This window comes from Thiomicrospira sp. S5 (assembly GCF_003991075.1).
Classification (GTDB): domain Bacteria; phylum Pseudomonadota; class Gammaproteobacteria; order Thiomicrospirales; family Thiomicrospiraceae; genus Hydrogenovibrio; species Hydrogenovibrio thermophilus.
Map to the genome: position 1 here is coordinate 2,620,352 of NZ_CP014470.1, position 13,491 is coordinate 2,633,842.

At 49.4% G+C, this 13,491-nt stretch carries 10 protein-coding genes; 2 read left to right on the plus strand and 8 right to left on the minus strand.

Features of this window, described 5'->3' with window-relative positions:
- Window positions 1-805: 805 nt before the first annotated feature.
- The 4 genes from AYJ59_RS12215 to AYJ59_RS12230 form a co-directional block, all read right to left on the minus strand.
- On the minus strand, window positions 806-1,117 hold the full coding sequence (locus tag AYJ59_RS12215) for a hypothetical protein (RefSeq protein ID WP_127120232.1): 312 nt from the start codon (window positions 1,115-1,117) through the stop codon (window positions 806-808).
- A 21-nt stretch (window positions 1,118-1,138) separates the two neighbouring features.
- The gene (locus tag AYJ59_RS12220) at window positions 1,139-2,959 is read right to left on the minus strand and encodes a hypothetical protein (protein WP_127120233.1); all 1,821 of its coding nucleotides are present in this window, start codon (window positions 2,957-2,959) and stop codon (window positions 1,139-1,141) included.
- Between the two features lie 334 nt (window positions 2,960-3,293).
- On the minus strand, window positions 3,294-4,403 hold the full coding sequence (locus tag AYJ59_RS12225) for a YifB family Mg chelatase-like AAA ATPase (protein ID WP_127120234.1): 1,110 nt from the start codon (window positions 4,401-4,403) through the stop codon (window positions 3,294-3,296).
- Between the two features lie 4 nt (window positions 4,404-4,407).
- Window positions 4,408-4,662, minus strand: a complete 255-nt coding sequence (locus AYJ59_RS12230) for an accessory factor UbiK family protein (protein ID WP_029939491.1) — start codon at window positions 4,660-4,662, stop codon at window positions 4,408-4,410.
- A 160-nt stretch (window positions 4,663-4,822) separates the two neighbouring features.
- Between AYJ59_RS12230 and AYJ59_RS12235 the strand changes: the two genes are divergently transcribed.
- Window positions 4,823-5,878: a GGDEF domain-containing protein gene (locus AYJ59_RS12235; protein WP_127120235.1), complete on the plus strand. Its 1,056-nt coding sequence runs from the start codon at window positions 4,823-4,825 to the stop codon at window positions 5,876-5,878.
- A gap of 47 nt (window positions 5,879-5,925) precedes the next feature.
- Here AYJ59_RS12235 and AYJ59_RS12240 read toward each other — a convergent pair whose 3' ends face one another.
- The 3 genes from AYJ59_RS12240 to topA form a co-directional block, all read right to left on the minus strand.
- Window positions 5,926-6,630 (minus strand): SPOR domain-containing protein, encoded by a 705-nt coding sequence (locus tag AYJ59_RS12240; RefSeq protein WP_127120236.1) that lies wholly within the window; start codon window positions 6,628-6,630, stop codon window positions 5,926-5,928.
- 44 nt (window positions 6,631-6,674) lie between these two features.
- Window positions 6,675-8,441, minus strand: a complete 1,767-nt coding sequence (argS, locus tag AYJ59_RS12245; protein WP_127120237.1) for an arginine--tRNA ligase — start codon at window positions 8,439-8,441, stop codon at window positions 6,675-6,677.
- A 250-nt stretch (window positions 8,442-8,691) separates the two neighbouring features.
- Window positions 8,692-11,178 carry a type I DNA topoisomerase gene (topA, locus tag AYJ59_RS12250; protein WP_127120238.1) on the minus strand — a complete coding sequence of 829 codons (2,487 nt, stop codon included), beginning with the start codon at window positions 11,176-11,178 and terminating at the stop codon, window positions 8,692-8,694.
- 228 nt (window positions 11,179-11,406) lie between these two features.
- Between topA and AYJ59_RS12255 the strand changes: the two genes are divergently transcribed.
- Window positions 11,407-12,315, plus strand: a complete 909-nt coding sequence (locus tag AYJ59_RS12255) for a response regulator (protein WP_127120239.1) — start codon at window positions 11,407-11,409, stop codon at window positions 12,313-12,315.
- Here the strand turns inward: AYJ59_RS12255 and dprA are convergent.
- Window positions 12,312-13,448: a DNA-processing protein DprA gene (dprA, locus tag AYJ59_RS12260; RefSeq protein WP_127120240.1), complete on the minus strand. Its 1,137-nt coding sequence runs from the start codon at window positions 13,446-13,448 to the stop codon at window positions 12,312-12,314. The two genes, AYJ59_RS12255 and dprA, sit on opposite strands and share 4 nt — an antisense overlap.
- Window positions 13,449-13,491: the final 43 nt, after the last annotated feature.

A 13,491-nucleotide genomic window follows, 5' to 3' on the forward strand; every position in this document is an offset into this window, starting at 1 on the left:
CCTGATAATAATGATATTTGATGACTGCTCAAGTGTTTAAAAGTTTTTTTGGGGGTATCAACTCTTTTTCGTACTTAGGTTTTTCTCTTTAGATCTCGTCAACCCTCTTATCAATTACTTAAATTTTTCTGGAGCAATATAAGTATTTAGGGGCTTAAGAAGCAAAACCCAAGGCTATATTGGCACTTTAAGACCACTTTCAATCGTTAATGGTAAAGCTGCCTTATAAAAAGGTGCGTGATACTCAGTAAACAAGTTCATTAAGCGGGCTTCATTTCCAGATACAAACAAAATTATATTTCGTTTATTTTGAACTAACACCCTTAATCTGCGCAAAAAACTCGTCCTGGGCTTAGTGACTTCCCAACTTCGTCAACATCACTTTCAGATACAACCATATCTTCAAATTCTGGCAACTTCTGAAACTCTTCAATGAACAAAAGGACTTATTTACCATCTACTTCTTCACGATCAACAATTGAACTCATGGTTTTTATTAAAAGAGCCGCCGTCAACAGTTCTCTGCCTGGATTTTTTCAAGCCTTCCTCTTGTAAATAATCGCCAACAAGGTTCGTGACAACTTCGAAAAAGGAGTTTACCTTACGCAAATCAATATGCATCACTGCAATATGCTCTTCATATTATTTGATAGCATCAAAAACTAAAGCCGACTTATCAACCATTCGTTTGGACATCAAGATTGTATGCTGACCATCCCTCAATCGTCTTTGGAGTGTGTTTATATTTTTATCAACCACTCTTCTCTTAATGGCCAGTTTGCCAATAAAATTGCCTTAAAAATTATTATTTCCCACGCTCCTTAAACAACTCAATCAAAGTATCCAAATTCTCCGAATACTCATAATACACTCCCTTGGACGCATAATAATCACCCGTAGTTGTTTCCAATATCTGACAATTAACCTTAAAATACCCATCCTGATAATCAGATATAAGAGTAAACCCTTTATAAATATCCCGACCGTCCGCGACACAACGCTCGGTAGCGACTAGAGCCATATCACCGCCAAATAGGATTTTTTCTTTAGGTGACTCAGCATCCGTAACACCGCTGGTTGCAATCAAAGCTGCGATAGCAATCTCTTTAGCCGGCATCAAACCATCTCCTAATCATATTTAGGTATCCTCATCGTCTTTAAACACCCCATCAATAGCACGATGCAACCGATCCACAAAGCTATCATTATCGCTTTCGGTATGCCTCATACTAGTCACAACAAAGTCCTCCAGGATCCCGTCTTTAATCTTAGAGCCTGAAGAATCTGCTATCTCAAACATCAACGACCGGGCACTGCCGAAATAATCAAGGCACTCATATTGATCTGCTCTAAAGAGAAACAACGAAAAACTGACCTCTCCTTTGCCTTCAATCTCCAACAAGTAAACCGTTTGGCCACTTTGATTCGAGATTGCTAAAAACAAGGCTCTCCGATTTCTTTCTCCAACCATATTCCAATCATATCGAGCATTTTTACCTGCCGGCCGCTCAAAACTGTAAAGTCCAAAAGGTAAGGTATCATCGACACAATTGACAGGTAACGCCTCAGCAAACCAACCAGTCTCCTTTTCAAGAACAGTTGCCACCGCATTGGATACCGTGACTAACCTTTCGGAGATAGGGATTGGTTCAGAATCTATCGCCCTGTTATTCCAAGGCTGAAGGTCGTTATCTTTTCGGTAGTCGCCAGGCAAAGTACTTCCATCATCTGAATTGGATTCTTTTTCCTGCTGATAATAGCTTTGCTTTTCCTTTTCAGATACCTTCTCGACCTTTTCAACCTGAACATCCTCTAGGTGGCTGAACCGCTGCATCATGAACTTCAACTCTTCAGGAGCAATACCATCGGTCGGCCTTTCGCCCTCGGTATAGTTTGGTGGCCTAGGATCACTATCTTCATCACGTTTTCTTCTTGGCTTTGATGGCTTCGGATCTTCATCCTCATTAACCTCTCCACTGGATTGATAAGAATCAACCGATTCAATTCTGATTTTCTTGAAGGGTAGTGGGTGATCGCAATCCTCGATAGTTCTGACCATATATTCTGTGAATTTCGTTTCACCATCTTTTCGTGGTAGCCACTGCCCCAGAACTTCAAGATTGGTTGCTCCGGAGAATGGAAGACTTGTTCTTGGGCAGACTTCTGGAATTATGTCGCCATCCTTAGTCTTAAAATTTGTTTTTGCATGTACCAGAGAAGCGTAGATATAGCTCATTGCATTCATTGCGACTTCATCAGCCAAACCGCGGGCAATCATGAAAGCATCCGAATCGAAACAATTCCTTTTTAACCAAATATAAACGCTTTCGTCAGCTTCATCGAACTCATATTTAAAGAAAAGTCTAGTGGCTTCACCAGAGTTATTAAAGCTTTTCAGCGCACCATTAAACAACTCTCTCGTGAAATAGGTTGAACCCGAAAAATAATAACGGATGATTTCAGTGGTAGGGATCAAAACAGTGATCGTCTTGTCCTTGACTTTTGAATTGGGAAATTTCAGAAACTGGACATTTTTTCTACCATAGAGGAAGGGCATTTTAGTTCCAAGTTTACTTTCACTATAAGAAGAAACCATACTTGATTCAGATTGATTGATGCAGACATTGGTTAATTCAGTCGACTCCCACATTGAGGCGCCATTTCTCCAGACGGTGCCAGGTTTTAAAAAAATGAGATTGGTGACATCGACATTAATGGAAAGATTGGCTTTTTTGTCGATGTACTTAGATTTGAAAATGTCTTTAGCTGGAATGGATCTTATTTTGTCGAGTGACTGATATTCACTGGAATAACAAGAAAAATTAACAATGACTGACTGGAAGGGCATCGTAGGGTCGTAAGTTTTTTCGAATGAAACACCCCTAATAATATCAAGCCGATAAAACTTGTCAGGTTGACACTGTTCTGCAAAATTTTTAAGAGTAAAAGCCCCCACCACTCAAACTTTCTCCTTTACCTAAAACACCCTTATAAACAGGCAAAAAGCATTTCGCAAGCAAAACGCTTGCGTTCAATACAAGCAAAACGCTTGTATTCAATACAAGCAAATTGCTTGTATTCAGAAATTTCATGGCAGGAGATTATTTTGAAACAACTTTATAGACAGTCCTTTACCTAAAAGTTTAATAACATCCATTAATACATAAAAACACAGTTAAGAATCAAAAGAGAATATTTGAAGTTTGTTACTTTTACTGCCTTGAAAGAAACTTCATTATCATTTAATTTTGTAGATTCTCATTTAATTTTGTAATTATCAAATAATTTTGTAGTTAACAGCAGCGTCCCAGAGCATCATCGGGGAAAAAACCGGACGGCGTTGGATTCATCGCACACACCAGTTGCACCCGGGCCGGATAGGTCACCTGTTGATTCACCCGGGCAATCTCGACATGACCGGTTTCCAACGGTTCTCGCAAGGCTTCCAGTACGGTTCGATTAAATTCCGGTAATTCGTCTAAAAACAGAATGGAGCGATGCGCCAACGACACAGCACCCGGTTTTGGGTTCGAGCCCGAACCGCCCCCGACCATCGCTGCGGCCGTGGCGGTATGATGTGGCTGAACCAGTTGCCGCTGCTGGAAACGCTCGACGGCCACCTCCTTACCGGCAACCGAATGCACGGACGCCACCTCGATGGCGTGTTCCAGGGGTAAATCCGGTAACAAGGTCACCAAACGCGACGCCAGCATACTTTTACCCGAGCCGGGCGGGCCGACCATCAACAAGGAATGTCCCCCGCTGGCACAGACTTCCAGCAATCGTTTCGCCTGCTGCTGACCACGGATATCGGCCATATCTTCGGCATAAGACGCGCCGGTAAAGGCCACCGCTTCCGGTTCAACCAATGTCGCGGTTTCATCCACCAAATAACGGGCCACCGACAGCAAGTTCTCCGCCCCAAACACTTGCGCACCTTTCACCAAACTGGCTTCGGCCAGATTCGCCATGGGTACCACCACCGTTCGGCCGGCCTGCGCCGCTTGCATCACGGCCGGTAAAATCCCGGGAACGGGGCGCAAAGCTCCATTCAATCCCACCTCGCCAAACCATTCGATGCGGTTCAGATCGCGCACCGGAATCAATTGGCCCGTCGCCACTAGAATACCCAAAGCAATCGGTAAATCGTAACGTCCCCCTTGCTTAGGAATATCGGCCGGCGCTAGGTTGATGGTCATCCGCTTGGGTGGCAACTGAAAGCCGGCGCTCATCACGGCGCTGCGCACACGGTCTTTACTTTCCTTAACCGAGGCTTCCGGCAAACCGACAATCGATAAACTCGGCAAGCCATTCGTGGCATGCACCTCGATTTGCACTTCCGGCGCCTGCACACCGGACAAACCGCGGGATAACAATGTGGCGTATTGGCCCGTCACCGACATTCGACTAAGAATCCACCGATTGTTTTGCTTCCAGCTCAGCCACCTGCTTTTCCAGCGCCTCCAATTTGGCGCGGGTTTTTGCCAAGACGCCCGCTTGAATCTCAAACTCCTGACGCGAGACCAAATCCATTTTCTCAAATGCACTCGCCAGCGTTTGCTTCAAATTCTGCTTGGCATTTTCGGGCAATTCACCCAGACCTGGCGGTAAAATGCCGCTGATGCTGTCCACCAGCGACTCAATTTGTTTCGGGTTGATCATGCTTTTCTCCTCGGCGTTTTGACCGCAAATATGTAAAAATTACTATACTCCATCCGTCCCTTTTTTTCTATGAACCCGGCGGGAATTCTGGTGTAAAATGACCCTTCAGGCATAAGCAAACGCTTTTCAAACCACAAAGTTGATTGGTAGGAATTTCAGGATGTTGCTAGACATTAAAGACGCCCCCGAAAAAGCTCAACGCATTTTCGTTCAGCTCATTGATATCTTCGAAGAACAAGGCATCAATCCGACCCCGCTCAATTACTTCATCTGGTATCAGTACTACAAAGGGGACCATCCTAAATTCCGTCAGGAAATGGACAATGCCTTACAGGATCCTTTCGGTTACAACGACCGTTTAGGCCGTCGCCTTTACGACGAATACTTTGCCGACGATGACAGCGGCAACGATTTCGACCGAGCTTTCAAGCGCCTGATCAATCTCGTCGTCAAGCGCATGAATGCCTGGAGCGATAAACTCGAGCAGCATACGCAAGAACTCGACCATTACACCAACACCCTGTCCACACAGGATATGGACGCCGAGACACTGAAAGAACTGACCCACTCGGTTCTCAATACCGCGTCATCGATGAAAAAATCCAGCGAGGAATTTCATCGTGAAATGATGGACAGCAACGATGAAATCCTGCGCCTGCGCCAAGAACTCATCGAAGCCAGAGCCGAAACCCTCACCGACGAACTGACCGAAATCGGCAACCGAAAAGCCTTTAATAACGCGATTCGCGATCTGGTCGACGAGATGCAGGAATCCCCGGAACAGCTGGTGTTGATTCTCACCGACATCGACCACTTCAAACGCTTCAACGACAGCTTCGGCCACTTGGTGGGCGACAGTGTCCTGCGTTACTACGCCAATCTGATGAAAAAAACCAAGGGCGACACCGAAACCCTGTGCCGTTACGGCGGTGAAGAATTCGCCATCCTACTGTCCCACACAGACATCGAACAGGCCGAACAACGTGCGGAGACGATTCGTCATGACATTGAAAACGCCAAACTGAAACGCAAGGATTCGGAAAAAAACCTCGGGCAAATCACCGCCTCATTCGGCGTCGCGGCTTATCGCGGAGAAGCACAGGAAACGATTGAAGAATGGATTAAACGCGCCGATGACGCTCTCTACAAAGCCAAAACGCTAGGCCGTAATCAAGTGGTCACCGAACGGGATTTAGAAGACACTCCACAAGACTGACAAGAAAAGCATCTTGCTGAAAACCACCGGAATGACAATTACCGGAATTACCCGGCGGTATCGTTTTTTGAACGGGATTTAATCAACAAGGTATCGACACCGAGCGAACGCAGTTCATTGCGTTTTTTGTTCATTTCCAAGCGGTCGTCATAAGGCCCGACTCGAAGACGATAATACACCCGCCCCTTCCAAGTGACGGTGGAAATCGTCAGTTCCTGACCGTGCGACTTCAAACGCGCTTGCTCCTTCTCCGCCACATCTCGCGACCCGAAGGTGCCGGCCTGAATAAAATAAGGCGCATTCAACTTCACGGAAATCGGCTCGACGTCCACCACCACTTCGGTTTTCGCCAAGCCATCGTAAAAGGTATATTGCAGCGGTTTTTCCGCCTCGGCTTGTGCTTTCGCCATCGGCAGGCTTTCCACCACCAGCGGTTTTTTCGGCTCGTCCTCAGTGGTGTTATCCGCTACGTCCACGGTGGTATTTGCCGCATCTTCAACCAATACCGTCTCCATCACCGACTCCGCCGTTTCAGCGGCCAGGGGCGTTGATTTCACGCCATGGTGCGCGAAATGTTGCACCACGAAAAATCCGCCAAACAGCGCCAAGGACAGCAACAAGGCCAGACCCCACACCCATCGCGACGAACTTTGCGGTGCTTCCGTTTCCGGTTCGATCATCTGGGATTTCCGTTGATACGTCTGACGCGGCTGACTGTGACCATGACGATAATCCCGGGTGTATTGCCTCATAACCGTTTATCCTGTCGTCGTTCGCAAAAATGCAGGCATGCTACTTACATTTTTTCCGGCGCGGAAACCCCCAATAGGGCCAAACCGTTCCGCAATACCTGGCGCACCGCCAGAATCAACGTCAAACGCGCGTTTCGAACGTCGGCTTCTTCGACGATAAACGGCGTGGCGTTATAGTAAGAATGCAATCCGTGCGCCAAATCTTTCAAATAATAGGCGATTTGGTGTGGTTCATAGACCTGAGCCGCCCGGCCGATGATTTCCGGATACTTGGCCAATTGCGTCGCCAAGTCGGCTTCCGCTTCCGAGGTCAATTGCGATAAATTGGCCAGGCCTGCGGATTGGTCATAAGTGTAACCGCGCTCCTCGGAGGAGGCCATGACCTGACAAATCCGAGCGTGGGCGTACTGAATGTAATACACCGGGTTCTCATTGGACTGCGATTTTGCCAAGTCCAAATCGAAATCCATGTGCTGTTCCGACTTACGCTGCACATAGAAGAAACGCGCCGCATCCGAGCCGACTTCGTCACGCAATTCACGTAAGGTCACAAACTGACCGGAACGGGTCGACATCGCCAACTTCTCGCCGCCGCGATACAGAATCGCGAATTGTACCAACAAGACTTCCAGCGCTTCCGGATTGGTGTCCAGCGCCTGCATGGCCGCTTTGACCCGTGGCACATAACCGTGGTGATCCGCGCCCCAAATATCAATCAACACATCAAAGCCACGTTCCAACTTATTGAAGTGGTAGGCGATGTCGGACGCAAAATAGGTTTTCAAGCCGTTTTCACGCACCACCACACGGTCTTTTTCGTCACCGTAATCGGTGGAACGGAACCACAAGGCGCCGTTCTGTTCGTAAATCTTACCGGCTTGCTGCAATTTTTCGATGGCGGCGTCAATCACGCCGGAATCCATCAAAGAGCGCTCCGAGAACCAGTTATCGAACTCGACACCGAACTCCGACAAGTCGTCGCGAATGTCGCCGAGAATGCGGTTCAACGCCACTTCGAACACCGCGCGATAATCGTCTTCCCCTAACAAGGTTTTCGCGTTTTGGATCAAGCCGTCAATGTGCTTTTCTTTGTCACCATCTTCCGCCGCGCCTTCATCGGCCGGCACACCGGCAAAGGCCTCCTCGGCCGCACGGCGATAACGGTCGCCGTCTGCGTCTTTCACCGTCTGGGCGATTTCATTGATGTAATCGCCCTGATAACCGTTACTCGGGAAGGTCAACTCTTCACCGCAGGCTTGCAAATAACGCAACCAGGTAGAGGCCGCCAGGATATCCATTTGGCGTCCGGCGTCGTTGACGTAATATTCTTTGGCGACATTGAAGCCGGCCACCGACAGCAAATTCGCCACGCAAGCCCCGTAGGCCGCGCCACGACCATGACCGACGTGCAACGGCCCGGTCGGGTTAGCGGACACATATTCCACCAGCACCGAACGCCCTTGACCGACGTTGCATTGGCCGTAGGCGTCCGCGTCTTTCAACACGGTTTCGACCACATCGAACTTGGCGGCGTCCTGCACGAAGAAATTAATGAAGCCCGGTCCGGCGATTTCGACTTTTTCGACGAAATCGGATGCCGGTAGACGGTCGATAATCATCTGCGCCACGTCTCGCGGCGGCTTGCCGACCAGTTTGGTGAGCATCATCGCCAGGTTGGTCGCAAAATCGCCGTGCGATTTGTCTCGGGTGTTTTCGACCGTCAAGCGAGGCTGGGCATCGGCTTCCAGCACACCGTCCTGTTTCAACTGCTCAATCACCTGCGACAAAATTTCTGCAACCTGTTGCTTCATGCTCTTTTATTCTCTTCGTTACGCTTGAAAATTAATGAGGGTATTTTACTGTAATCGACACCACAATCGGAAGATTCCTAACACTCTTCCAGAGTTTCATCCCATAATCGTTTTAACGGCCGTCATCACCATCGGCGAGCCGGACGCGAAAACCCCGGCCGTAAAAACACCAAAACCGACCAGGCCTGGTCGGTTTTGGATATTTAAACGAACCGAACGGAGCCATGGGAAACGGCTCTATTCGGAGCGGCTATTTTTGGGCCGTGGTCTTGGTCGTCTTTTTGGCCGGCGCCTTCTTGGCGGTGGTTTTTTTCGTCGCCGTTTTCTTGGTGGTGGTTTTCTTTGCCGAGGCCTTTTTCGCCGGTGCTTTTTTCGCACCGCCACGGCCCCGTTTTTTCGGTTCCGGCGCTTCGTCCAGACGTTTTTGACACTCTTCCAAGGTCAATGCCAACGCATCTTCGTCTTTTTGAATTTTGGCGTTCTTTTTGGTCGACACATCGGTGATATACGGCCCCCAGCGACCTTTCAGGATTTTCACATCCGTGTCCGGGAAGACCTTCACAATTTTATCCGCTTCGGCCTGGATTTTCGCTTCCACCAAAGCGGCGGCGTCTTCCAACGTAATGCTTAGCGGATCGAAGCCTTTGATGGGCGCATATTGTTTCGGGCCGTATTCCAAATAGGGACCGAAAGGCCCTTGCTTGGCAATCAACATCTGCCCTTTTTCCACCGAAAATTCGGTTCCGTCCACCGCTTTGGCCGAGAAGGATTCCGGCATTTCACCGACCTCTCGCGGCAGCTTGAACAATTCCAAGGCCTCTTCCAGCTTCAAGGTGTCCATTTTCTGGCCCGGCATCAAACTGGCAAACGTCGGCTTTTCGTCGTTCTCGCCATCGCCCAATTGCACGTAAGGCCCGAAACGACCGATTTTAACGAACATCGGCTTACCGGTTTTCGGATCGGTTCCCAAAGCGCGGGATTGCCCGGCCTCTTCACGCGATACGTCTTCCGCCGCATCGACACGCGGATGGAACTGCTGGTAAAACTTGGTGAGCATTTCCTGCCAGGACTCTTTGCCCTGCGCGATGGTATCGAATTCGGACTCCACCAAAGCGGTGAACTGGTAATCCAGCACATCGCCGAAATGCTTCACCAAAAAGTCGGTGACAATGCCAGCAATGTCGGTCGGGAACAATTTGTTTTTCTCGGTACCGGTGGTTTCAGTCAAATCTTCCGCCACGATGCCATCCGCCGACAAGGTCAATTGTCGATAATCGCGTTGACGGCCTTCGCGGTCTTCTTTCACCACATAACCACGCTGCTGGATGGTGTCAATGGTCGGCGCGTAAGTCGACGGCCGCCCGATGCCCATTTCTTCCAAGGTGCGGACCAGACTGGCTTCGTTATAACGCGCCGGTGGACGGGAAAAGCTCTGGCGAACCGACAGTTGTCCCAACGCCAACGCCTGGCCGATGCTCAACGGCGGCAGCTGACCTTCTTTGGCGTCATCGTCCAGGTTATAGACTTTCAAAAAACCGTCGAAGGTAATCACTTCACCTTTCGCCGTCAGCTTTTCATCCGGCAGGTTGGAAATTTGAATATCCACATTAGTCCGTTTCAGTTGCGCATCTGCCATTTGCGAAGCAATCGCACGGCGCCAAATCAACTGATACAAACGCTGTTCATTACGTTCGCCCGTCACGTCTTTCACGGAAAAATCGGTCGGACGAATCGCCTCATGCGCTTCCTGGGCGTCGGCGTTTTTGGTCTTGTAACGACGCGGCATGGAATAATCTGCGCCGTAGTCGCCGGTAATCGTCTGCTGTGCTTTGGAAATCGCCTCTTCGGACAGGTTGACCGAATCGGTACGCATATAGGTGATTTTCCCGGATTCGTACAGACGTTGTGCAATCATCATGGTCTGTTTGACCGAAAAACCGAGCTTTGAGGACGCTTCCTGCTGCAAGGTCGACGTGGTGAACGGCGCTTTCGGCGATTTCTTGGCCGGTTTTTCTTCCAATTGCCCGACCGACAATGCGGCCAGCTTCACCTGCTCCAGGTAGGCTTTCGCTTCGTCCTCGGTTTTGAAAGCGGCGCTGCGCTTGACCTCAACCGTTCCAACGGCCTGCTGATTGTCGTCCAAAATCGTCAACTCACCCGCCAGACGGTAAACGAAATCCGATTCAAAGGCATCGATCTCACGTTCACGTTCGACAATCAGGCGCACTGCGACCGATTGCACTCGCCCAGCCGACAAGCCGGTCCGAATCTTCTTCCATAAAATCGGCGAGAGCTCAAAGCCCACGATACGATCCAGAATACGTCGGGCCTGCTGAGCTTCTACCAAGTCCATGTCCACCGTACGCGGTTCGGCAATCGCTTTCTGGATGGCCGTCTTGGTGATTTCATGAAACACGATACGCTTGGTGCTGCTGACATCCAGTTTTAAGGCTTCCGCAAGGTGCCAGGCAATCGCCTCCCCCTCGCGGTCCTCATCCGTCGCCAGCCAGACCGCTTCCGCGTCTTTAGTCAATTTGCGCAATTCGGTGACGGTTTTTTTCTTGTCCGGTGAAATTTCATAATTCGGCAGAAAACCGTTCTCGATATCGATGCCCATCCCTTTTTTCTGGATGTCACGGATATGGCCATAACTGGAGCGGACGGTAAAGCCTTTGCCCAGATATTTCTCAATTGTCTTAGCTTTAGCGGGAGACTCCACTATCACCAAATTCGTCATATTTTTTCTCTGTTTTCAGTCACGTTATTTTTTTAAGAGTGCAAAAAAAGCCTAATAATTGCAATCTTTTATTTGAATGTTCTCAAACTCTTATTTATCACTACGTCTAAATACGACCGATTTATCGCTGGTCGATTTCACCCGAAAAGTGTTAAGCTAAAAGCGATTGAAGTGCCATTTAAGTTATATTCGCCAACCGGACAAGGACTCAGATTCAAGGCCTGTACCATGAACAAAGCCAACCTGCTGATCGTTGAAGACGACCTGGTCAGTCAAAAACTGCTCCAAAGTTTCCTCAAAAACGAGGACTTCAACCTATTCCTGGCCAACGACGGCGAAGAGGCATCACAACTCATCCGTCAGAAACCGCACGACTTTTTCCACTGCATCATTTCCGACTACCTGATGCCCAATAAAGACGGCATCCAATTGCTCGAAGAGCTCAAACAGCACGCCGAGTACAAAAAAATTCCCTTTATCCTGCAAACCACCGCCAATAGTGAAGCGGAAATTCAACGCGGGATTAATGCTGGCGCATTCTACTACCTAATCAAACCAATTACCAAGGAAACCTTGATTTCGGTTGTCAATGCCGCGCTAAAAGACTTCCAAAATCATAAGGATATCCTCACCACCCTCAAAGGCATCCATAAGGCGTTCCCCCTGATTACCGACGGTCGTTTCGAGGTACGCACCATCGATGAAGCCAAACACCTGTCGAGCTTCATCGCCTTGTTGACCACCGACCCCAACAGCATCGGCATCGGCTTTCTGGAATTGATGGTCAATGCGGTCGAACACGGTAATCTGGGCATCACCTATGATGAAAAAACCCAATTGATTCGCGACAGTCAACTGTCGGAGGAAATCAACCGGCGGCTGGCGTTACCGGAAAACCGCCGCAAGTTCGTGGCCGTCAATTTACGACATGATGACAAAACCCTGGTGGTCACCATCACCGATATGGGGAATGGGTTCGATTTTGAAAACTATCTGGAATTCTCGCTGGAACGGGCCATGGACAACCACGGCCGGGGCATTATGATGGCCAATAAATTGAGCTTCGATGAACTCACCTACCTCGACGGCGGGCGTCAAGTCCGTTGCCTGACCCGCAAACTCAAGCGACCGGCTTAACGCAAACGTCGCCAGCGCCCGGCGGACAAGGCTTCAATGTCGCCGCTCAATTCCAACATCAACAACTGGCTTTGAATGTCCGATACCGGCAATTTACTCAGCACCGCCAACTCGTCCAAACCGATGGGCTCGAACTCAATGAACTTCAACAAGCCTTTTTTAACATCATTTTTCGGCGCCGAAGATTCCGTTGCAGAGCTTGAAAAGGCCTCTTCGGCGAACAGCGAAGGTTGCAACATGGGTGACAGTTCTTCGAGAATATCCTGACCGGACTCCACCAGTTTCGCGCCTTGACGAATTAATTGATGACAGCCTTTCACCTGCGGATTATTGATGGAACCGGGTACCGCAAACACTTCCCGCCCTTGTTCCGAGGCGGTGCGCGCCGTAATCAGGGAACCGCTTTTCAAAGCCGCCTCCACCACCAAAGTGCCCAAACTCAACCCGGAAATAATGCGGTTACGCTGCGGAAAAAAATGTGCCAAAGGCTGCGTGCCCAGCGGGTATTCCGACACTATGGCACCGGTTTCGGCCACCCGATGCGCCAGTTCGCGATTCGCGGCCGGATACACTCGATCCAACCCGGTCGCCACCACCGCGATGGTCGTGCCTTGCGGCCCGCCCGCTTTAGTTTGTGCTTTCAAAGCACCTTCATGCGCCGCTTTATCAATGCCAGACGCCAAACCACTGGTAATGGTCAACCCCACGCTGGCCAAATACTGAGCAAAGTCTTCCGCTGTCAACCGCCCCTGCTTGGACGCATTACGGCTGCCCACTATCGCCAACTGCGGGTCGGACAACAGCGTTCGGTTTCCACGCACATACAATACCGGCGGCGGATCGGGAATCTGCTTCAATAACGGCGGGTAATCATCACTCGCCAGGGTCAATAGATGCTGATTCGGCTGCTCGACCCATTCCAACGCCTGAGTGACCTTTTCGGCCAGGCCTGGCTCAAACAACCGGTCCAATTGTTTCTCTTTCAACACCTGGGCCCCACGCCAAGCCGATTCCGGCGCGGAAACCGCCTGTTCCAAGCTGCCGAAAAAAGCGTCAATTTCCGACAACTGTTTCGCGTTGATACGCGCAAAATGTAAAGTCAGCCAAGATGTTAAACGGTCTAAATCAGACATAAAGACAACAATCCGCTATAATTTAAGGTCATTTTTTCAAATT

Coding starts and splice junctions, on each gene's coding strand:
- AYJ59_RS12240 (WP_127120236.1), bottom strand. CDS start 6,630: ATGAGGCAATACACCCGGGATTATCGTCATGGTCACAGTCAGCCGCGT.
- topA (WP_127120238.1), bottom strand. CDS start 11,178: ATGACGAATTTGGTGATAGTGGAGTCTCCCGCTAAAGCTAAGACAATT.
- AYJ59_RS12255 (WP_127120239.1), top strand. CDS start 11,407: ATGAACAAAGCCAACCTGCTGATCGTTGAAGACGACCTGGTCAGTCAA.
- AYJ59_RS12215 (WP_127120232.1), bottom strand. CDS start 1,117: ATGCCGGCTAAAGAGATTGCTATCGCAGCTTTGATTGCAACCAGCGGT.
- AYJ59_RS12230 (WP_029939491.1), bottom strand. CDS start 4,662: ATGATCAACCCGAAACAAATTGAGTCGCTGGTGGACAGCATCAGCGGC.
- AYJ59_RS12225 (WP_127120234.1), bottom strand. CDS start 4,403: ATGTCGGTGACGGGCCAATACGCCACATTGTTATCCCGCGGTTTGTCC.
- dprA (WP_127120240.1), bottom strand. CDS start 13,448: ATGTCTGATTTAGACCGTTTAACATCTTGGCTGACTTTACATTTTGCG.
- argS (WP_127120237.1), bottom strand. CDS start 8,441: ATGAAGCAACAGGTTGCAGAAATTTTGTCGCAGGTGATTGAGCAGTTG.
- AYJ59_RS12235 (WP_127120235.1), top strand. CDS start 4,823: ATGTTGCTAGACATTAAAGACGCCCCCGAAAAAGCTCAACGCATTTTC.